19 protein-coding genes are annotated in these 20,272 nt (G+C 73.3%); 7 read left to right on the top strand and 12 right to left on the bottom strand.

All coding sequences use genetic code 11. The annotated features are described in order from the left end of the window. Positions 1-165: 165 nt before the first annotated feature. The 4 genes from ACFVXK_RS03000 to ACFVXK_RS02985 form a co-directional block, all read right to left on the bottom strand. Positions 166-1,233: a hypothetical protein gene (locus ACFVXK_RS03000; RefSeq protein ID WP_389609804.1), complete on the bottom strand. Its 1,068-nt coding sequence runs from the start codon at positions 1,231-1,233 to the stop codon at positions 166-168. Then, complete coding sequence (locus tag ACFVXK_RS02995) at positions 1,230-3,161, bottom strand: hypothetical protein (RefSeq protein WP_389609803.1); 1,932 nt, start codon at positions 3,159-3,161, stop codon at positions 1,230-1,232. Before ACFVXK_RS02995 ends, ACFVXK_RS03000 begins: the two co-directional genes overlap by 4 nt. Beyond that, positions 3,161-3,916 carry a TIR domain-containing protein gene (locus ACFVXK_RS02990; protein ID WP_389609802.1) on the bottom strand — a complete coding sequence of 252 codons (756 nt, stop codon included), beginning with the start codon at positions 3,914-3,916 and terminating at the stop codon, positions 3,161-3,163. Before ACFVXK_RS02990 ends, ACFVXK_RS02995 begins: the two co-directional genes overlap by 1 nt. Before the next feature lie 83 nt (positions 3,917-3,999). Then, positions 4,000-5,283, bottom strand: coding sequence for a helix-turn-helix domain-containing protein (locus tag ACFVXK_RS02985; protein ID WP_389609801.1), 1,284 nt, complete (start codon positions 5,281-5,283; stop codon positions 4,000-4,002). A gap of 317 nt (positions 5,284-5,600) precedes the next feature. On the opposite strand from ACFVXK_RS02985, the gene ACFVXK_RS02980 reads away from it, so the two are divergent. Next, positions 5,601-6,581 carry an XdhC family protein gene (locus ACFVXK_RS02980; protein ID WP_389609800.1) on the top strand — a complete coding sequence of 327 codons (981 nt, stop codon included), beginning with the start codon at positions 5,601-5,603 and terminating at the stop codon, positions 6,579-6,581. Between the two features lie 71 nt (positions 6,582-6,652). Then, on the top strand, positions 6,653-7,048 hold the full coding sequence (locus tag ACFVXK_RS02975; RefSeq protein WP_389609799.1) for a DUF6479 family protein: 396 nt from the start codon (positions 6,653-6,655) through the stop codon (positions 7,046-7,048). Between the two features lie 61 nt (positions 7,049-7,109). On the opposite strand, the gene ACFVXK_RS02970 is transcribed toward ACFVXK_RS02975, so the two are convergent. Together ACFVXK_RS02970 and ligD are read right to left on the bottom strand one after the other, a co-directional pair. Further along, positions 7,110-8,018 (bottom strand): ATP-dependent DNA ligase, encoded by a 909-nt coding sequence (locus tag ACFVXK_RS02970; protein ID WP_389609798.1) that lies wholly within the window; start codon positions 8,016-8,018, stop codon positions 7,110-7,112. Then, positions 8,015-8,911 carry a non-homologous end-joining DNA ligase gene (gene ligD, locus ACFVXK_RS02965; RefSeq protein ID WP_389609797.1) on the bottom strand — a complete coding sequence of 299 codons (897 nt, stop codon included), beginning with the start codon at positions 8,909-8,911 and terminating at the stop codon, positions 8,015-8,017. Before ligD ends, ACFVXK_RS02970 begins: the two co-directional genes overlap by 4 nt. Before the next feature lie 40 nt (positions 8,912-8,951). Here ligD and ACFVXK_RS02960 point away from each other — a divergent pair, with 40 nt between their 5' ends. Continuing rightward, the gene (locus ACFVXK_RS02960; protein ID WP_389609796.1) at positions 8,952-10,028 is read left to right on the top strand and encodes a Ku protein; all 1,077 of its coding nucleotides are present in this window, start codon (positions 8,952-8,954) and stop codon (positions 10,026-10,028) included. A 241-nt stretch (positions 10,029-10,269) separates the two neighbouring features. Here ACFVXK_RS02960 and ACFVXK_RS02955 read toward each other — a convergent pair whose 3' ends face one another. Further along, on the bottom strand, positions 10,270-11,076 hold the full coding sequence (locus tag ACFVXK_RS02955) for a nuclease-related domain-containing protein (protein WP_389609795.1): 807 nt from the start codon (positions 11,074-11,076) through the stop codon (positions 10,270-10,272). A 179-nt stretch (positions 11,077-11,255) separates the two neighbouring features. Between ACFVXK_RS02955 and ACFVXK_RS02950 the strand changes: the two genes are divergently transcribed. The 3 genes from ACFVXK_RS02950 (at position 11,256) to ACFVXK_RS02940 (ending at position 14,001) form a co-directional block, all read left to right on the top strand. After that, positions 11,256-11,858 carry a hypothetical protein gene (locus tag ACFVXK_RS02950; protein WP_389609793.1) on the top strand — a complete coding sequence of 201 codons (603 nt, stop codon included), beginning with the start codon at positions 11,256-11,258 and terminating at the stop codon, positions 11,856-11,858. 125 nt (positions 11,859-11,983) lie between these two features. Beyond that, positions 11,984-12,763, top strand: a complete 780-nt coding sequence (locus ACFVXK_RS02945; protein WP_389609791.1) for a hypothetical protein — start codon at positions 11,984-11,986, stop codon at positions 12,761-12,763. Next, positions 12,760-14,001, top strand: coding sequence for a histidine kinase dimerization/phospho-acceptor domain-containing protein (locus ACFVXK_RS02940; RefSeq protein WP_389609789.1), 1,242 nt, complete (start codon positions 12,760-12,762; stop codon positions 13,999-14,001). Before ACFVXK_RS02945 ends, ACFVXK_RS02940 begins: the two co-directional genes overlap by 4 nt. An 81-nt stretch (positions 14,002-14,082) precedes the next feature. Here the strand turns inward: ACFVXK_RS02940 and ACFVXK_RS02935 are convergent, their stop codons facing one another. The 3 genes from ACFVXK_RS02935 to ACFVXK_RS02925 are packed head-to-tail and all read right to left on the bottom strand — an operon-like array spanning position 14,083 to position 16,065. Further along, a complete protein-coding gene (locus tag ACFVXK_RS02935) occupies positions 14,083-14,358 on the bottom strand; it encodes a hypothetical protein (RefSeq protein ID WP_389609787.1) in 276 nt (91 codons plus the stop codon). Between the two features lie 10 nt (positions 14,359-14,368). Beyond that, positions 14,369-15,097, bottom strand: coding sequence for a TetR/AcrR family transcriptional regulator (locus ACFVXK_RS02930; protein ID WP_389609785.1), 729 nt, complete (start codon positions 15,095-15,097; stop codon positions 14,369-14,371). A gap of 38 nt (positions 15,098-15,135) precedes the next feature. Next, entirely contained in the window at positions 15,136-16,065 is a 930-nt protein-coding gene (locus ACFVXK_RS02925) for a diiron oxygenase (protein ID WP_389609783.1), read from the bottom strand. A 177-nt stretch (positions 16,066-16,242) separates the two neighbouring features. Here ACFVXK_RS02925 and ACFVXK_RS02920 point away from each other — a divergent pair, with 177 nt between their 5' ends. Beyond that, entirely contained in the window at positions 16,243-17,349 is a 1,107-nt protein-coding gene (locus ACFVXK_RS02920; protein WP_389609781.1) for a ferritin-like domain-containing protein, read from the top strand. A gap of 25 nt (positions 17,350-17,374) precedes the next feature. Here the strand turns inward: ACFVXK_RS02920 and ACFVXK_RS02915 are convergent, their stop codons facing one another. Next, positions 17,375-18,835, bottom strand: coding sequence for a penicillin-binding transpeptidase domain-containing protein (locus tag ACFVXK_RS02915; RefSeq protein WP_389609779.1), 1,461 nt, complete (start codon positions 18,833-18,835; stop codon positions 17,375-17,377). Further along, positions 18,832-20,220, bottom strand: a complete 1,389-nt coding sequence (locus ACFVXK_RS02910; protein WP_389609777.1) for an FtsW/RodA/SpoVE family cell cycle protein — start codon at positions 20,218-20,220, stop codon at positions 18,832-18,834. The genes ACFVXK_RS02915 and ACFVXK_RS02910 overlap by 4 nt, the downstream gene beginning before the upstream one ends. Between the last annotated feature and the right edge of the window lie 52 nt (positions 20,221-20,272).

The following is a 20,272-nucleotide window of genomic DNA, read 5'->3' as shown; positions in this document are numbered from 1 at the left end:
TCGACAGTCAGGCGGCCCGTGCAAAGGGCGCGAACCGGCCAGGACGGGTGGGGCGGGCGAGTACGGGTGGGGCAGGACGCGACGCAGGGGGCGAATTTCGCCCCCATACGTCCACCCGCCATCGGCCGGGAATGGGTGGGAGACCCGTGCCGTACGCCGATGCGGCTAGGAACTCGCGGGGTCGGGTTCCCAGTGCGGGGGCTCGGAACCAGCCGCCGGTGGTTCGTCGGCGGGATCTTCGGGCGCGGACTCCTCCGGGGTCTGGTCCGGCCAAAGGTGCGAACGTACCTCCTCGGCCTCCCCCCGACGGCCGGCTCCTTCCAACCCGCGGATGATGCGGTGCAGCAGCGTCCAGCGCTCGGGCGAGGGATCCTCCAGGCCGGCCGCGTCCAGAAGCCTCGCCACACAGTCGACCGTGGACAGCGGCAGGTCCTGAGGGTGGTCCCGGGGCAGGCTGTCGTCGTCCCAGGGGGCGGAGCCGGCATCGGAAGGCCCCTCCACCAGGTGCCGGAACAGCTCCGCCACCTCCGTGTCGTTCGACGCCGCCGAGAGCTGGGCCAAGGGACCCAGGAGGTTGACGGTGCCCTCCACGTCGTCCTCGTGGCGCGCCAGCCACCACACCGCCGCGCTGCCCGGGGTCTTCAGGATCTCGTCGGCGAGATACTTGCGCTTGCTCCGCTCGTACTGGCGTTCCTGCTCCCAGGTGCCCTCCTCCTTGCGCAGTCCCGCGAGCTTCCGCAGCCGCTCGCCGTCCTCGGCGGCGAGGGTGAGGGTGACGTCCGTGACCATGACGACCAGCGTCGCCGAGTCGTCAAGGGCATGGGAGCCGAGTTGCTCCTCCAGGCGGTACTGAACGGATCCATAGCGGTCCGGGGGCTCGTGCAGGGTCAGTTCCTGCGCCCTTCTGAGAACAGTGGCCGCGGCCAGACCGGACAGGCTGCCGTGTGTCGGCGCGTCGCCCGCGGTCGTGGCGGGGCGCCACCAGACGGATGCCGAGAAGAGGAAGTCGTAGTCGGGGAGGGCACTGCGCAGGGCCACCCGGTCCAGATGGGTCTCCTGGAACGGTGCTTCGGCCGGACGCTCGGGCCCGGCGTCCGCCCGAGCGGCGGCCTCCTCGTAGCGGGCCCGGTCAGCGGCCCGTCGGCGGACCCTTTCCGCCCGCTTCATGGAGATCAGTCCGAGCGCCGCAGCGAGCGCGGCCGCCAGGAAGATCCAGGTCAGGTAGGTGCTCACCAGCCACCTCCGGAACCGGCCGCAGCGAGGTCGAGGGTCCTGTCGATCCGCTCCCAGAGCCAGGTCGCGATGGACTCCCGCTCCGGGCGGCCCGCCTCCCAGGTGCAGGTGATCGCGTAGAGCCGATTGGTGTGATCGCCGCTGCCGGCAGCCGCCCGGACCAGCACGTCGAGCGCGGGGTCCCTGCGGGCGGGGAGCATGAGCGAGACGGCGTCCAGCCAGCTCTGCACGAGCGGGCCCCAGGCCTCCGGTGCGCTCTGGAACATGGCCGCGCGCCATACGTGGGCCAGTTCCTGCCAGGGAAGGTCGGATGGCAGCGCGGCCTGCGGGATCAGGGCGCGCAGCAGTCCGAGGTTGCCCAGGGACCGGGGTCCGGCGTGTGTGGTGAGCCGGTTGATCAGGAAGCGTCGCAGCCTCGGGTCTCCTGCGACCAGGTCGAACAGCGCGGTGCGGGCGTACTCCCCGTTCCGTTGCAGCGCCAGGTGGTGCAGCCGGACTACCGCCTGATGAGGGTGTGTACGGGCGAGCACGTCCCGGCAGACATCGGTCAGCACGCGGAAGAGTCCCGGGGCGAGTTCCGGCGACTTGGACCAGTCCCAGATCTGCCGTCGGATGAGCGAGCTCTGCCGTTCGTCACGCAACCCCAGAGCCAAGGCGGTCGCCGCCTCCGCGTAACGGGCGCGCGGAGGACCGGTTCCGGCCCAGCGCTCGGCCTTCTCCAGGAGATCGCCGGGGCGGCCCACTCCGAGGACCTGTTCGGTGAAGCGGATGACGAGGTCGGTGCGATCGTCCGACGTGAGCCCGTCGCGCCTGATCGTCCCGTCGACCCAGGAGCTCAGTGCGTCTCGAAGGTCGGGGAAGTGGAGCCAGAAGTGCCTGCGGATCGCGGCGTCGTAGGCCAGCTTCGCGAAGGAGATCCGGCCGGCCTCGTTCCGGAGGACGCCGAGCGTCGTCAGCTGGTCGAGAAAATCGCGCTGCGCCAGGCCGTGCGCGGCGGCATCTCCGTGTCCGAGTGCGCGCAGCAGGAGGTTACGGCTGTGGAAGACAGCGTCCGCCGGCGCTCCGTGCAGCATGGCGGCGGTCAGCAGGAGGGCACGGTCCTCTACGGCCGTCAGCCTGGCAACCTGCTTCGCCGCCTCGGCCGTTCGGTCGTTGACAGCCCGGCGTGCCTCTTCGCGCCAGGTGTCGAACCCACCGTCGTGGTGGCCGCTGTCGCGGGCACGCAGGACCATGGCGCAGAACCGTACGAGCTCGCTCATCGGGGCGTTGGCGAAAAAGCCTGCCAGTGCCGGAGTCCTCAGCTGCTCCACCTCGCAGGGGACGCCGGCGACGCGCAAGGCTCGGCGCACCACGGCGAGGGGGCGGGGCCGGCGCAGCAGCACGACGAGAGGGGCGAGCTGCGGGTCCAGAAGGGGGTCCGCGCAGGCCGGAAGTACGACGACCAGCCGCGCCTTGGCCCGCTCCACGACTCCGCGGTGGAGGGCGAGGATCTTCTGGACTTCGGGAAAGTCCTCGTAGGAGGTTCCGGAGAGATCGAGGAGGAACCGGTCCCGGGGGTCGGCGTCCAGCAGCCCGCGCTCCGACGGGTCCGCTGACGGGTCCGCCGTCAACTCCTCGAACCGCCCCTCCTCCCCAGCCCCTGGGGCAGGAGCCTCGTGGAGGAGCATGATTGCGGCCGCGCTACGGCCGCTGCCGGCCGGACCCTGGAGCAGGACGACAGCGCCGGGGACTTCGAGCCGGCGGGCCGCTTCCCCGTAGTTGCCCGGGCGGATGAACCGCTTGCACAGATCCGCACGTCGTTCCCAGCCGATGTGGAGGCGGTCACGGGCCTTGCCGGTCGACGTGACCCACACGTTGTACTGCGGGCCGGGCCCTTGGTTGACCGGGCCCGTGGCGCCGAAGAAGGAGCTGCTGAAGTCCCCCGGCATCACTCGCCGTCCTTGCGGTGGTCGGCGCGCTCGCTGTGCTGACGCATGTCGCCGGAGTTGTCGCCCGCCACGTAGTTCACCCCCATGCCGTCGCCGGAGAACGTCGGGGCGTTGTACTGGGCGCCCGAGCCGGTGTTCACGGGTCCGCGCGGCTCGTTGACGAAGGTCCCGAGGCCGCCGTGCAGGTTGCCGATGCCGCCGCGTACGTCCCGGGCCTTCATACGGACGGAGCCGGTGTCGTCCCGCGCGGATCCACCGTCCCGCTGCTGCGGCGACCGGTCGGCGTCGGCGAGCTGCGGAACCAGGTCGGCCAGGTCGTCGCCGAGCCGCCTCAGGTCGGCCTCGGCGTTGCGGTGGTCGAGTCGGCGGTACTGGTGATCGGCGAGCTCCTCCAGCTCCCGGGGCAGCGCCGTCCGGTCGAGCCGGGTCGTACGGCCCACGAGGACGGGGATGACGTGGGCGCCGGTGTCCAGGGCCTCCAGGATTTCGCGCCGGGTCCAGTCCTCGGGGTCCTCGAGCGCCCGGCGTCCGTCCTTGTCGGTGTACTCCGCCCAGCGCGGCCCGATCACCACGAGCAGGACGCTGCAGCGGCGCACGGCCGTGAGGAGTTCCTGGGGGAAGGCCCGGCCGGGGCGGATGGACTTGCCAGCGCGGAAGACCTGCTCGTCGCCGAAACGGGCGGAGAGCTCGCGTTCGATGACGGTGGCGGTGGCTTCCTCGTCGCCGGTGCGGTAATTGACGAAGATTTCGGGCATGGCTGATTCCCCTCCTGGCTCATGAATGCGATGACTGGTGATGGCGGCCCGGCCAAACCGGGTTGCCGGTGGGTGGGCCCGTATCAGATTCGGGCGGGCCTGAGGGCCCAGGCGAATGCGGGCTGCAGATCGCGTACGGCACGATGGGTGCGATAGCGGCCGAGTTCACCGGCGAGGCGGCGGATATCGGTCCGCACGGTGGCAGAGGGTACGGCGGTGTTGACGTCGAGGAGTTCCCGAGCCAGGGCGCAGGAATACTCGAGATCACCCGCGGCCGCATGCGCGAGGGCCCGACGGAATCCGTATCTCGTACGCGTCCGCAGTGCGTGCGGTGGGATGCCGAGGAATTCCCGGTCCAGCACCTGGGCGGCTTCGCGGGGACTGCCGAGGTCGTACAGGCACCAGCCGGTGACCATGGCCGAGGGATCGGCCAGGTTGGTGGTACCGATGACGGGTCCCGCACTGGGGTCCGCGTCCCCGGCGGCTGCGGCGAAGCTCCGGCGTGCCAGTTCGAGGGCGCGCATGCAGGCGAGTTCGTCACCGGCGAGGGCGTGCCCCTGGGCCTCGCGCTGGGCGGCAAGGCCCCTGATCCGGGGCGGCAGGCGCCTGTCGGACCGGGCCTGGGCGGCGAGACCCGTCGTGGCGGCCGCGTCGCCGTCGTAGAAGGTGACGAGTGCGCGCCGCACCAGGGCGTACGAGGCAAGGTGCGGGTCCCCGCCTGCCTGGGCCAGCAGGACGGCGTCCGCGGTCCAGGCGAGGGCCGCGCGGCTGCTGCCCGCCTCCTGCGCCATCCATCCGGTGAACTCCGCGAAGCGGGAGGCCAGGAGCAGGAGTGGCGGCCGATTGTGGGGATCGCTCTTGGATACGAGCGCGACGACCGCCCGTGTCTGGGCTTCCAGCAGGGGCAGGAGGACTGCCGGGTCGGTGCACTGGCCGAGCCGGCGGGACTGGTCGAGCTGAGTGGCCAGCGAGTCCGGCAAGGCGGTGCCGGCCGGAGCCGGGGTGGCGCCCGGGCGCTTGGGGACGCGGCCCGGAAGCACTCCTTCCCGCGATGCGCGGATCGCGTCGAGGAATGCCCGCCGGTCGAGCTCGGACCGTCGCTCGTCCGCTTCCTGGGCGCTACGGCGGGCTGTTTTCTCCTCGGTTTCGGGTGACACGGGTTCGGCCAGTCTGCGCAGGGCACCGTCTGCCCTGAGAAACCTGTCGACCCGCTGGACGAGTTCTGGTGAGGGCCGGACCTTACCCAGCTCGACCTTGCTGAGATAACCCTTGGTGTAGTTCACCCCCAAGGCCAATTCCGTAAGGGTGTATCCGGCCCGATGCCGTAATCGGCGCAGTTCCGGTCCCCATTCGGGCGAGGTGCCCATGAAGCTCAACTCCCCGAAGTCGTGAAGTTCTTGGAGATCGATTCAGTGGTGAGTGTGGCATGCGGTCCGGGTTTACGGGCGTCATCGCCGAGGTTTCCTGTTGCCAGTACGGATCGTGACGTTCCAGCGCCGGATCCGTCACCGTGCGTATCCTCCCGCCTGTCGGTCCGGTGGACCGTACGAGGGGGTGGGGGCAGGGTCTGTGTGTTCGGGGGGTGGTGGGGGGACGGGGGGTGCGTAGGGTTGATTTGAGGCCGCTTTGTGCCGTTGACCTGGTGCTTTGCGGTGTGATGGCGCATAGAGGATGGGGCGACGAGATGCGTGAGCTGGCGGAGACCGCGCGGCAGTGGGTGGCCGAGGGGCGGGTGGCCTTCCTGGCGCGGCCGGTGACCGAGCAGGGGTTCGGGCCGCGGGACCCTGCCGGGGCCGTGCTCGTGGACGCGCGGGGCGAGTGTGTCGGGGCGCTGTACCGCGGGGTGTTCGACGCCGAGCTGGTGGCCGAGGCCGGGGCCATGGGGGCCGGGGGCGGGGCGCGGGTGTGCGAGGTGTCGGTCGGGGCCGGGGAGGCCACCGAGGCGAAGCTGACCTGTGGCGGGCAGGCCGAGGTGCTGTTGCAGCCGCTGGCCGCGATCCCCGCCGAGTGGTGGGAGCTGCTCGGGACGGGGGCCGGGGTGGCGCTCGTGACGCGGCTGAACGAGGGGGCGGACGCCGCGGTGAGCGAGGTCGTGCGGGCCGGGGGCGTGCCCGCCGACGACGCCGCGCGGCGGGCCGGGGAGCTGCTCGGGACGCGCCGGCCGGGGCGGGACGCGCTGTACGGGGGGTCCGGGCTGGTGCTCGTGGAGGCGTATCCGTCGGCTCCGTACCTGGTGGTCGGCGGCGGCGGGGAGCTGGCCGAGGTGATCGGGGCGCAGGCGGCGCTGCTGGGGTGGGAGTCGGTGACGGTCGAGAGCGCCGGCGAGGCGGAGAAGGTGCTGGACCGGCACCGGGACGCCGCCTGTCTGGTGCTGCTCAGTCACGACCCGGACTTCGACGTGCCGACGCTGCGGAACGCGCTGGCGCTGGGGATCCCGTACGTGGGTGCGCTGGGGTCGCGGCGGACCACCGCGCGGCGGCGGGAGGGACTGCTCGCCGACGGGGTGGCCGAGGCCGAGCTGGCGCGGGTGCACGGGCCGATCGGGCTGGACCTGGGGGCGAAGACCCCGGCCGAGACCGCGCTGGCGATCTGCGCGGAGATCCTCGGGGTGCTCGGGGGGAGGGACGCCCGGGGGCTGCGGGATTCCGACGGGCCGCTGCGGTGACGGCCGTGCGCCGTTCATGATTCTTTGGGCCGGGCGCGTGAAAATGGTGCGAAAACGGGAAAATGAGACTCATGGACATGATCCTGAGCGTGGACGCGACTCTCTCCCGTAGCGCGTGGTTCTTCATCGTCGGAATCGTCATCGTCGGGTTCCTGCTCGCCGGGTTCAAGCTGGGGCAGCGGGTGCGCGCCAAGGAGCCGCCGCCGCCCACCCCCGAGAGCCAGCCGCACCTGCCCGAAGGGGGTGCCGTCCACGAGGTCCGGGAGGAACGGGACCACGTGGAGATCCCCGAGGGCGGCCTGAGGCCGCACGAGATGCAGGGGTACGGGAACTTCGGGTCCACGACCTCCGCGCACCCCGACGAGGTACGGGCCGAGCGGGAGTCCGGGTACAAGCCCGTGAGCGGGCCCGGCCCGCACCCGCAGCCCGGGGCACCGCCGGACGCGGGACGCGGGGCGCACGCCTAGCCGCCGCCCTCCGGAGTCCACGGAAGCCTCCCCCTCTGACCCGCGCCGTCGGCGGCGCGGGTCAGAGGTCCGTCCGGAGCCGGAGCACTTCGGGCGGGGGGTGGCGGGTCGAGGCGTGGCGGACCTCGGCCGTGAGGGGCGGGTCCAGGGGGGTGTAAGGGGTCTCGCCCAGGCCGATCGCCGTGGCCGTCGGCAGCCGCGGGGGCGGGGGCGGTGGCGGGGCGGTACGCAGGGCCGCCGCGAGGTCGGCGCGGAGGGCGGCCGGCAGGGGGCTCGACACCAGGGGGGTCTCCTCGTCCTCCCCCGGGAGGAGCAGGACCAGGGCGAGCGGGCGGCGCGCCGTGCCGGTGTAGCCGATCACCGCCGCGTCCCGGACGTCGGTGTGGCGGAGCTTGCGCCAGGCGCGGCGGCCGGAGGGGTAGGGCTGGTCCAGGCGTTTGACGACCAGCCCCTCGATGCCGCTCGCGGGCAGGGTCTCGTACCAGGTCTCGGCCAGTTCCGGGTCGGTGGTCATCGGCACCGGCTGGAGGGGCGGGCCGAGGGGGGCGAGGAGGTCGACCAGCAGGGCGCGGCGGCGTTCGTAGGGTCGGGCGCGCACGTCGAGACCGGACAGCTCCAGCACGTCGAAGGCCGCGTACGAGGCGGGGAGGGTGCGCGCCAGGGCGGCGGCGCGGGCCGGGGTGGCGGCGGCCCTGCGCTGGACCAGGGCGAAGTCCGTCCGGCCGGCGTGCCAGACGACCACCTCCCCGTCCAGGACGGTTCCGGCCGGCAACCGCCGGGCGGCCTCCGCGAGATCGGGGAACGCGGCGGTCACGGTGCGGCCGGAGCGGGCCTGGAGGACGACGCCCTCGGCCGTGCGCAGGACGACCATGCGGTGGCCGTCGAACTTCGGCTCGTAGGCCAGTCCCGGGCCGCGCGGGAGGCTGCGTACGGAGGCGGCCAGGGCCACTCGGACGGGGGGCGGGGTCATCGGCGGGCGCCGGGCAGGGGGGCGGCCCGGGCGGGGTCGAGGAGGGGGGCCAGGAGGTCGCCGTCGCGGGCGAGGCGGGGCGGCACGTCGTCGGCGAGGAACACCAGGTCGGCGGGGTCCCGGCAGGACCGGAGCTCCGTCCAGGTGACGGGGGTCGAGGCCGTCGGCAGGGCGCGGGCGCGCAGGGTGTAGGGGGCGGCGGTGGTCTTGGCGGCGGCGTTCTGGCTGTGGTCGACGAAGACCTTGCCGGGGCGCAGCGCCTTGGTCATGCGGTGCACGACCAGGTCGGGGAGGGCCGCCTCGGCCTCCTGCGCGAGGTGCTTGGCGTAGGCGGACACCCGGGCGGACGGGGTCGGCTCGACGGGGACGGACAGGTGCAGGCCCTTGGAGCCGGAGGTCTTGGCGTACGCGTGCAGCCCGTCGGCGGCGAGGCGGTCGCGCAGCCAGAGGGCGACGGCGCAGCACTCGACGACGGTCGCGGGCGGGCCGGGGTCCAGGTCGAGGACGATGCGGTCGGCGACGGCGGGGGTGGCGGCGGGCCACTGGTGGACGTGGAACTCGACGACCAGGTTGGCGGCCCAGATGAGGGACGGCAGGTCGGATACGAGCACCTGTTCGGCCCTGGGGTCCTCGGAGCGGGGCACCGGGGCGGTCTTCACCCAGGCGGGGGTGCCGGGCGGCGGGTTCTTGGTGAAGAACAGCTGGCCGTCGGGGCCGTCCGGATAGCGAAGGAAGGAGACCGGGCGGTCATGGACGTGCGCGAGGAGGGCAGGCGCGACGGTGGCGTAGTAGTGCAGCACCTCGCCCTTCGTGAAGCCGGTCCGCGGGTACAGGACCTTGTCCAGGTTGCTGAGGGCGATGCGACGCCCCTCCACCGATGTGATCGGCGTCATACGATGAGATTGCCACGAATCAGGCGAATCTGGAGGAACCGTGCGATCCATTTGGAACGGGGCGATCTCCTTCGGCCTGGTCAGCATCCCGATCAAGCTCGTGAACGCCACCGAGAGCCACTCCATCTCCTTCCGCCAGATCCACGTGACGGACGGCGGACGCGTCCGCTACCGCAAGGTGTGCGAGCTGGACGGGGAGGAGGTGTCCTCGGACGAGATCGGCAAGGGGTACGAGGAGGCGGACGGGTCGATCGTGCCGATCACGGACGAGGACCTGGCGCAGCTGCCGATCGCCACGGCGAAGACGATCGAGATCGTCTCGTTCGTACCGGCCGATCAGATCGATCCGCTGCAGATGGATTCCGCCTACTACCTCGCGGCGAACGGGGCCACGGCGGCGAAGCCGTACACCCTGCTGCGGGAGGCGCTGAAGCGGAGCCGGAAGGTGGCCATCGCGAAGTTCGCGCTGCGGGGGCGGGAACGGCTGGGGATGCTGCGGGTCGTGGACGACGTGATCGCCATGCACGGACTGCTGTGGCCGGACGAGATCCGGGCGCCGGAGGGCGTGGCGCCGGAGGCGTCGGTCTCGGTGCGGGAGGCCGAACTGGATCTGGCGGACGCGCTGATGGCGACGTTGGGGGAGGTGGAGATCGACTCCCTGCACGACGACTACCGGGAGGCCGTGGAGGCGATGATCGCGGCGAAGTCGGGAGGCGCGTTCGAGCCGTCGGAGGCGGTGGTGGAGCCGGCCGGCGGGCAGGTCATCGACCTGATGGCCGCGCTGGAGAACAGCGTGCGGGCGGCGCGGGCCTCGCGGGGCGGGGCCGGCGCGGAAGGCGGGGAGGCGGAGGTCACGCCCATCCGGCGGAAGGCGACGGCTGCTGCGGCCGCGCCCAAGGCGGTGGGCGGGAAGAAGTCGACCGCGGCGGGGGCTCGCGGGGCGGCGGCGAAGAAATCGGCCGCCGCGAAGTCGACTTCGAAGGCGGCGGCCGCCAAGTCGACGGGGAAGAAGGCGACTTCGGGTACGAAATCCACGGCTTCGGCGGCTGCGAAGAAGACGGCGGCGGCGGGCGGGGCGGCGAAGAAGGCGGCGCCGCGGAAGCGGAGTTCCGCCTGAGGGGTGGGGTGGGGGCGCGGGTGCGGGCGCGGGCTCGGGTGGAGGCGCGGGCGCGGGCTCGGGCTCGGGCTCGGGCTCGGGCTCGGGCTCGGGCTCGGGCTCGGGCTCGGGCTCGGGCGCGGGTGGGGGCGCGGGTGCGGGTGGGGGCGCGGGCTCGGGTGCGGGTGCGGGCTCGGGCTCGGGCTCGGGTGCGGGCTCGGGCGCGGGCTCGGGCGGGGGCGCGGGCGGGGGCCGGACGCCCTCAGCGGTCCGGGAGCCAGGTCGAGGTGGTGCGCGCCGCGGTGAACAGGGTTTCCACGTCCGGGGGTTTGAGGGTCGGGGGGATGGTGCCGAGGGCGGTCGTCAGGGTCGGGGGCTGAAGGATCAGGACGTCCCTGAGGGTGGGGGCCACTTCCACCCGGGAGGCGTCCGTGAGGGACAGGGCCGGGGTGACCGGGCAGGCCAGGGCGCGGGAGGCCCGGGCCGCCGCGCGCCGGATCCAGCGGGGGTCGGGAGTGGGGGCCGCGCGCCCCACCGTCAGGAGCAGGTCGCCCACTTGGGCCCGCTGGCGGCGGCCCGGGACCGTGCGCAGGGCGAAGACGCCCGGCGGTCCGACGAGCAGGTGGTCCAGCAGTCCGAGACCCGGCAGCGGGACGTCGTGGACCACCCGCCAGTCCTCGGCCTCCAGCAGGTCGAGCTCCGCACCCGTGCGCAGGGACGCCGCCAGTTGCCGCCGCATGCGGTGCCGGGCCCGGCCGCCGGCCTGTGCCCCGTACGCCAGTTCGCCGAGGAGCGCCTCGCCGGGGCGGTTGGGGGCGAGGTCCCGGTCCGGCGCCAGGTGCAGGCGGCGCAGTTCGGCGGCGGTGGGGACGGGGGGCGGGCCGATGGTCCAGTCGCCGCTCAAGTACGGGCGCAGCGCGGCCAGTACGGCTTCGCGCTGGTCGTCCGAGAGGACGCTGATCCGGTTGGTCCGCCGGTCGTACCAGGCCACCGCCAGGCCGTCGGGCCGGTTGACGTAGAGCCGGCCGCGGCCGGGCCGGCCGCTCGGAAGCACCTTGAGTCCGGACATCGGCCTCACCCCCGCCGTCCATGTGAGCAGGCGCCGCCGCCCTCGGCAATCCCTCGAACATGTAACAGCTCCGTCGGCTCGCTGCTGCCTTTCTGTTACAAGGCCAGCGCTGTACCGCAACAGCCCGCCCCTACGTTGGTGCCGTACCTGCCCGCACCACCCGTACCGAATGGACCCCCGTGGACACCGTCAGCCGCCGCACCATCGTTCGCGCCACCGCCGTGACCGCATGCGCCGCGGCCCTGCTGGCGCTGCCCACCGCCGCCGCGCTCGCCGACGGGGTTCCGGCCGCGTCCGCCGCCGGCGCCCAGCGGACCCTGGTCAGCAGCCTGTCCCTCGCGGACGGGCAGTCGACCGCGAAGGTGTACCGGCTCGCCAAGGACGCGTACCAGGCGGAGATCCTGCGCGCCGGCGCCACGGTGGCGACGCTGACCAGCCGTGACGGAAGCACCGGCACGGGCGGGGCGGGCGAGCTGCACGCCGCGCTGCGGCCGGACGGGCGGCTCTCCTCCTGGGTCGACGACACCCTCCCGCGCGACGGCTCGCACGCGGTGGCCGGCGACGGCCACAAGACGGCGACCCGCCGGGGCGCCGGGCAGGTCGTGCCGGCCGTCGCCGAGACGCACCGCACCGCCGGCACCGCCGAGGCGCTGCGGCTCAACACCCTGGCCGACGGTCCGGGCGGCGGGGTGCTGCTGCTCGCGGCGGGCGGCGGGATCGCGGCCGTGGGCGCGGCCGGGCTGGGCTTCGCGATGCTGCGGCGGGGCCGTACCGACGGCTGACCGTGCGGGGAGCGCTCCCCCGGTCACCGGAAATCCGAAAACGGGCTTATCTCCGCATAAGGTGGTCGGGACCGGTTCCCTGACGACGACTGCCCGATCCACGCCCGGAGAGGAGGGCCCGCGCCGTGCGCACGCCTTCCTCCCCTGCCCGTGCCGGCTCGCGCGCGGGTGCGGCCCCGCTGGCCCTCCTGGTCCTGGCGGCCGTGCTGCCGCTGGCCGCGGGCTGCGGGAACACCGGCGGGCTGACCTCGGCGGGGCCCACCCCCACGGCGATCGGGCCGGTCCACCTGTGGCCGGAGCGCAAGGGCGCGGACGTGCCGCCCGCCGATCCCGGGGGCGCGCCGCCGGAGTACGTGCCGGGCCTGGCCCCGGTCGTCGGCCAGGACGTGCACTCCGTCGATCCGGTGGCCCTCGTGCAGGCGGAGCTGCGCGCGCACCCGGACATCACCGTCGGCCCGGACGGGATGCCCCCGGAGACCGCCGCCGCGATCCGGGCGTGCGGGCGGGAGGGCCAGGCGCCCGGGGCGTGTCCGGTGCGGGCGCCGTACTACCGGGACCTGACGGGGAACGGCAAGGACGAGGTGGTGGTCGGGATCGAGTTCCCCGACCGGATGATGTCCGTACGCGTGTACACGGCGGACGCCGACGGGCGCCTCAACCGGATCATGGCGACGACGCAGACCGTGATCAGCGTGGAGCTGGCCGGGCAGGACGTGATCCTGCGGGTGCCGAGCGGCAACCCGGGGTACGAGCTGATCACCGCGTGGTCGTGGGACGCGAAGCAGCGGACCATGCTGCCGGCGCGGGAGGAGATCGTCCGGGTGCCCGCGGGTGCCGTGGGCGCGGCCGGGGCCGCGGGGACGGCCGGGGTCAGGGCCGCGGTGCCTGCGCCGGGTGCGCCGTGAGACGGCTGCTGCCCGCCTGGACGGCCACGCTGACCTGGAAGTCCGTGTGCTTCATCGTGGGGATGTGCTGCTCGCTGGCCGCGGTGCTGGGCGTGCTCGTGCACGTCGAGGTGACCCGGCAGACCGTCGCCACGGCCCGTGACAAGGCCCTGGGCAAGCTGCACGACGTCTCCCTCGCGTACGAGGCCGGCGAGGCCCTGCCGCCCGAGTCGGGGATCGACCCCCAGGGGCTGCCGCCGTCGCTGCGGGCGCTGGCGGTGGGCGGGGAGCGCGGGACGGTCGTGGCCGAGGACCGGCGGGGCCGGCCGGTGATGTGGGCGGCGGCGCCGGCCGACGGGCGGGCGCTGGCCACGTCCGTCGACTACGGGCAGAGCGCCCGCACCATCAGGGGGCTGGACAACGCGATCATCGGCTCGTCGGTGCTGGCCATCGGCGGGACGCTGCTGGTCGGCGCCTTCGCGGTGACGCGGGTGACGCGGCGGCTGCACCAGACCGCGACGGTCGCCCGGCGGATCGCCCGGGGGGACCTGGACGCGCGGGTCGAGGACCCGCGCGCGGAGGACCCCTCACGGCACCCGGACGAGGTGTCGACGGTGGCGGGCGCGCTGGACACGATGGCGGGGACCCTGCAGCGCAAGCTGCAGAGCGAGCAGCGGTTCACGGCCGACGTCGCGCACGAGCTCCGCACCCCGCTGACCGGCCTGCAGGCGGCGTCGGAACTGCTGCCGGAGGGCCGGCCGACGGAGCTGGTGCGGGAGCGGGTGCGCACGATGCGGCAGCTGACCGAGGACCTGCTGGAGATCTCGCGGCTGGACTCCGGGAACGAACGCGTGGACACCGACCTGCACCAGCTGGCGCGGCTGGCGCGGAGGGTGGTCCGGGCCTCGGGGACGGACACGGAGGTGGTGGTCGTCCGCGACGCCCACGTGGAGACGGACCGGCGGCGGCTGGAGCGGGTCCTGGGCAACCTGGTCGCGAACGCGCACAAGCACGGGCGCGGGCCGGTGCTGCTGACGGTGGACGGCCCGGTGGTGTCGGTACGGGACCACGGGGACGGCTACCCCGACTACCTGCTGGACGGCGGCCCGCAGCGGTTCCGCAGCGGCGGCAAGGGCCACGGGCTGGGCCTGACCATCGCGGCGGGCCAGGCGGAGGCGATCGGCGCCCGCCTGGAGTTCCACACGGCGCCCGACGGCGGAGCCCTCGCGGTGCTGAGGCTGCCGGGGGACGCCCCGTAGTCCCGCCCGGCGGCGGGTCCTGTGTTCGGTTACCCGCCTCCCCGGGTGCGGGGCGGGGGGTGGACCGCTCCCCGCCCGGCGTCACGCCCCCCGGCGGGGGCGTCTGCGCCAGGGGAGGCCGAGTTTCGGTTTTTCGCCCGTCGGGCGGTACTCGTACTTCCAGCCCTTCTGGAGGCCCAGCCGCTTCGTGTAGCCCGACGGGACCCGTTCGTACAGCAGGACCGTCGGGGGGCCGCCGTCCGCCGCCGGGACGGGGATCTCGTACCACTTCGGGGGGTGGCCCGTCGGGCCGAGGAGGATCGGGAGGACCCGGCCGTCCATCGGGCCGCCCTCGAAGGGGGTCGGTTCGCTTTTCACCCCACCAGTGTCACAGCAGGTGGGCCGCCTCGGAGACCACCGGGATCACGCGCCGTGCGAGGACGCCCGCCGGGCCGTCCGGGCGCTCCAGGGCCAGGGCGGCACGGGCGGCGGCGGCCGTTTCGGGGTCCGTGGCGGCGGTGGCGGTCAGGAGGGCGATGAACTGGTCGACCAGCCAGTCGCGGAGCGTGGCGGCCTCGGGCTGCTTGCCCTCGTCCAGCCAGATCAGGGAGGCCGCCTCGACCGCCGTGATCCAGGTGCGGACCATCATCCTCAGCCGGGGTCCGGGCCCGGGAGCAGGGACGTCGAGGTGGAGGAGGATCTGTCCGGCGGCCGCGCGGCGGATGCCGTCCACCGTGGCGGTGGTGCGGGAGGTCTCCACGACGCTGCCGCCCTGGAGCAGGGCGGCGAAGCCGGCGTCGTGTTCGTCGACGAAGGCCAGGTAGCGGTCGAGGACGCGGGAGAGCCGTCCGGTGAGCGGTCCGGCCTGGGGTTCGGCGAAGCAGAGTTGGAGGACGTCGGCCGCCGAGCGCAGCGCGGCCTCGTACAGCTGCTGCTTGCCGCCGGGGAAGTAGCGGTAGACCAGCGGCCGCGAGACGCCCGCGGCCTCCGCGACCTCGTCGAGGGAGATCTCCTCCGGGGCCCGGTGCGCGAACAGCGACAGGGCCGCGTCGAGGAGTTGGGCCCGCCGCTCCTCGACGCTCAGCCGGCGGTAGGCACGTACGGTGCGTACGGTCATGTCCGCAGCGTAGACGTACGGTGCGGCGCGCGGGGGGCTTACGCGAGGAGGCCGGAACTCTTCCAGAGGCGTCGGCCGGCTCCGCGCAGGACGCCGATGTCGTCGAGGAAGTCGGTGAGCCGCTTGGCGCCGGTCTGCATGACCTCACGGCGGTGGCCGCTGGCTTTGACCTGGGCGACGGCCTCCCGCCGGTCGAGGCCGACGTTGTCGTAGACGGCCGGGTTGACGAAGGCCAGGGAGAAGACGCGGGCGGCCTCGCCGCAGCTGATCCGGGTGAGTTCGCGCTCCCAGCGGGGGGCGGTCAGCATCTGGCGGCGCAGTTCCTCGCGGGCGTAGCGGACGTGCCGGGCCTCCTCGACGACGTGGATGCGGGTCACGCCGCGGACGAGGGGCTGGATGCGCTCGTCGGGGAAGGTCAGGCGCTGCATCCAGTCGAGGATCTCCTCACCGAGGAGGGTGCAGGCGAAGGAGCCGGGGGTGGTGGAGACGGTCTTCAGGATCCGGGCGAGGTTGTGGTTGGCGCGGGAGACGGGGTAGGCGGGCGCGCCGCCCGTCTGGATCATGCGGGCGAACATCATCGAGTGGCGGCACTCGTCGGCGATCTCGGTGAGGGCGTAGCGGACGTGGTTGCTGGTCAGCGGCTTGTCGTAGATGTGCCGGACGAGGAGCTGCATGAGGATGATCTCGAACCAGATGCCGAGCGAGGCGAGTGCGGCGGCTTCGTGGCGGGAGAGTTCGATGCGCTGCTCCTCCCCCATCTTCTTCCACAGCGGGGTGTCGTAGAGGGAGAGCAGCTCGGGCGGCCAGTAGTACTTGCCGTCGACGGGCGGGGCCTCCCAGTCGAGTTCCTTGTCGGGGTCGAAGGAGTGCTTGGCGGAGGATTCGAGCAGGCGCTCGGCGATCTGTTCGCGGTCCTTGAGGAGGCCGAGGGCGTCCCTCAGCGCGGCTCGCTGCGTCACGGTCGTCATGGCTCGGTGCACCTCGGCGGTCGGGTTACCAGCGGTCACCTCTTATAAGACTGCTTGTCAGCAAGGTCGTCAATCCCTCGCGCACGACTTGTTGACCCCGTGTCTACCAACGTGTGACGCTGCCAACTGTCCAGTCCTGTACGGCAGTACGGCAGCACGTGAGACGAGGAGGCGTCAGTGTCGACGCACGAGCTCTACACCACGGCCCCGGGCGAGGGCGTCTGGCAGGTGCCCGCCAGCGGCTCGGCCCGCTTCAGCTGGGAGTACGACGAGGGCCGCGAACGCCTCCTCGCGCTCTACCAGAAGGGCAAGGACAAGCAGTGGGACGGCGCCAAGCGCATCGACTGGGACATCGAGGTGGACCCGTTCGACCCGCTCGGCACCCCCGACGAGGTGCTGACCCTCTACGGGACGCGGCACTGGGCCAAGCTCACCGAGAAGGACAAGGGCGAGCTCCGGCAGCACTACACCGCATGGAACTTCAGCCAGTTCCTCCACGGCGAGCAGGGCGCCATGGTGTGCGCGGCGCGCATCGTGGAGTCCGTGCCGGACCTGGACGCCAAGTTCTACTCCGCCACCCAGACCATGGACGAGGCCCGGCACGCCGAGATCTTCGGCCGGTTCCTGCACGAGAAGGTCGGGATGCTCTACCCGGTCAACGACAGCCTCCAGGGGCTGCTCGGCGACACCCTGCGCGACTCCCGCTGGGACATGCCGTACCTGGGCATGCAGGTGCTGATCGAGGGGCTGGCGCTGGCCGCGTTCGGGATGATCCGCGACACGACGGACAAGCCGCTGCCGAAGCAGATCCTCGCGTACGTGATGCAGGACGAGGCCCGGCACGTCGCCTTCGGACGGATGGCCCTGCGCGACTACTACCGCCAGCTGACGGACGCCGAGCTGCGCGAGCGCGAGGAGTTCGTCATCGAGGGCTGCCACCTGATGCGGGACCGGCTGCGCGGGGTGGAGGTGCTGGAGAACTTCGGGATCCCGCGGCGGGAGGCGGAGGAGTTCTCCGAGCAGTCGGAGTTCCTGCACCTGTTCCGCAGGCTGCTGTTCAGCCGGATCGTGCCGTGCGTGAAGGACATCGGGCTGTGGGGCGAGCGGCTGCAGAAGGCCTACCTGGACATGGGGGTCTTCGAGATGGGGGACTCCAACCTCGACCTGCTGATGACCCAGGACGAGGAGATCGCCGAGGCCCTCGACCGCGAACGGTTCGCGCACGAGGAGCGGGAGCGGGTGGCGGAGGTGGAGGCGGCCGTCCAGGAGGGGGCCGAGGCCTGAGCACCGGCTCCGGGGTCACCGGGGGTCACCGGGCGGCCAGGGCGGACTCCATCATCGCGCGGGCGATCGGGGCCGCCGCGCCGTTGCCGCTGATGTCGCCGCGCACCGCCGAGGCGTCCTCGACCACCACCGCGACCGCCACCGCCGGCTGCGGCGCACCGGCCGCGGCCGCCCAGCCGATGAACCAGGCGTAGGGCGTGCCGGTGTTGCCGACTCCGTGCTGGGCCGTGCCGGTCTTGCCGCCCACCCGGGCCCCCGGGATGGCCGCGTTGCGGCCCGTGCCCTCCTCCACCACCTTCACCATCAGCTCCTGCAGCCGCTGCGCCGTGGGCGGGCTCATCGCCCGGCCCAGGGTGTGCGGGGCCGCGCGGCGGACCAGGCCGCCGCCGTGCCGGGTGGTGCGGTCCACCAGACTGGGGGTCTCGACCTCGCCGCCCTGGGCCACGGCCGCCGCCACCATCGCCATCTGCAGGGGCGTGGCCTTGGTGTTGAACTGCCCGATCGAGGACAGCGCCAGCTGGTCCGGGCTCATGTCGGTGTCGAAGTTCGACCGGGACACCCAGGACGGCACCCGCAGCCCCTCGTCGTTGAACCCGAACCGCTCCGCCGCCGCGACCATCCCCTCCAGGCCGACCTGCACCCCGACCTTCGCCATCACCGTGTTGCACGACCACTGCACCGCCTCGGCCATCGAGGCGTCCTCGCAGCCCGTGCCGGCGTTCGGCAGCAGGGTGCTCGTGCCCGGCAGCGGGTACGGGTCCGGGGTGCGGGTGGGGGCGTCGACGTCGGTGACCACGCCCGCGTCCAGGGCCGCCGCCGCCGTCACGATCTTGAAGGTGGAGCCCGGCGGATAGGTCTCGCGCAGCGCCCGGTTGAGCATCGGCTTGGCGGGGTCCGCGTTCAGCCGCGCCCAGGCCGCCTTGACCTTCGCGCCGGTCCCGGAGAGCAGGCCCGGGTCGTACGAGGGGCTGCTGACCAGGGCCAGGATCCGGCCGGTCGCCGGCTCCAGGGCCACCGCCGCCCCGCGCCGGCCGCCGAGCCCCTGGTAGGCGGCCCGCTGGACGGCGGCGCGCAGGGTGGTCACGGCGTCCCCGCCCGCGGGGCGGCCGCGCGAGAGGTCGTACCAGAGGGGGAAGGCGGAGAGCCCCGGGTCGGTGCCGGCCAGCAGCGCGTCCTCGGCGCGTTCGGCGAAGCTGGTCCCGTACGTCTGGGAGGAGAAGCCGGTCACGGGGGCGTAGAGGGGGCCGTCGGTGTAGGTGCGCTCGTAGCGCAGCAGCTGGCCGCTGTCGCGGGAGCCGGTGACGGGGCGGCCGTCGACCAGGAGGTTCCCCCGGGGCTGGGCGTAGCGCTCGATGGCGGGGCGCTTGTTGGCCGGGTTCGCCCCGTAGCCGGCGGACTCCCAGACCTGCACGCGGGCCACGTTGACGAGGAGGGCGGCGAGGAGGAGCACGCAGGAGTACGCGCACCAGCGGATGTAGCGGATCACGCGGGCCCCCCGGTCCCGCCGCCGGCGCGGGCGCTGTCGCTGAGCCGGACCAGCAGGGCCACGATGATCCAGTTGGTGACGACGGACGAGCCGCCCTGGGCCAGGAAGGGCATGGCCATGCCGGTGAGGGGGATCAGGCCGGTCACGCCGCCCGCGATGACGAAGACCTGGAGCGCGACGATCGAGGCGAGCCCGGTGGCGAGGAGCCGTCCGAAGGGGTCGCGCAGGTCGAGCCCGGCGCGGAAGCCCCGGGAGACGAGCAGCCCGTAGAGCAGCAGGAGGGCGGTCAGGCCGACCAGGCCGAGTTCCTCGCCGGCGGTGGCGAGGACGAAGTCCGACTTGGCGGCGAAGCCGATGAGGAAGGAGTGGCCGTGGCCGAGGCCGGCGCCGAGGAGGCCGCCGGCGGCGAAGGCGAAGAGGGACTGGGCGAGCTGGCCGGGGCCCTCACCGCGGTCGATGGAGGCGAAAGGATTCATCCAGTCCTCGACGCGACTGTGCACGTGCGGTTCGAGGGTTCCGACGGCGTACGCGCCGAGGGCGGCCAGCAGCAGCCCGACGGCGATCCAGCCGATCCGGCCGGTGGCGGTGAACAGCATGATCACGAAGAGGCCGAAGAAGAGGAGGGACGTGCCGAGGTCGCGCTCCAGGACCAGCACCCCGACGCTGAGCAGCCAGATCGTGAGGATCGGCCCGAGGACCCGGCCGGGCAGGAGCCGCAGTTTCCACAGCAGCCGGCGGCCGGTGAGGGCGAGGGCGGTGCGGTTGGCGGCGAGGTAGGAGGCGAAGAAGACGGCGAGGAGGATCTTGGCGAACTCCCCCGGCTGGAAGGAGAGCCCGGCGAAGCGGATCCAGATGTGGGCCCCGTTGACCGCCGGGAAGAACACGGGGACGAGCATCAGCGCGAGGGCGGCGGTGACGGAGAGGTAGGCGTACCGCTGGAGCACCCGGTGGTCGCGCAGCCCGACCACGACCAGCGCGAACAGCCCCACCCCCAGTCCCGACCAGCGCAGCTGGTCCCCCGCGCCGGCCTCGCCCGGGGTGGCGAGGTCGAGCCGCTCGATGAGCACCAGGCCGAGGCCGTTGAGCAGGACGGCGATGGGGAGCAGGACCGGGTCGGCGTACGGGGCCCGCAGGCGCACGGCGAGGTGCGCGAGCAGCGCGGCCACGGCGAGGGCGGCGGCGTAGTGCGGGGTGGAGGTCGAGACCCGGGGGGCCGCGGCGCCGGCCGCGAGGCCCACGTAGGCGTGCCCCAGCGCGGAGATCAGGACGGCTCCGGCGAGGAGCGTCAGCTCGACTCCCCGGCGCTTGGGGGCACGGACGCCGGGTGGCGGGGGCGGAGCGGGCTCGGGCTCCGTCACCTTCGCCGTCAGGGCTGGCGGGGGCATACGGGAAACGTAGCAAGCCAACCACCCCTATGTCCGGTTATGCCATAGTCTG

The sequence above is a fragment of the Streptomyces sp. NPDC058157 genome, from assembly GCF_042884105.1.
In the GTDB taxonomy this organism is placed as follows: domain Bacteria; phylum Actinomycetota; class Actinomycetes; order Streptomycetales; family Streptomycetaceae; genus Streptomyces.
Note: the sequence above shows the minus strand (reverse complement) of the source record. Positions and strands in the feature narration are given on the sequence as shown.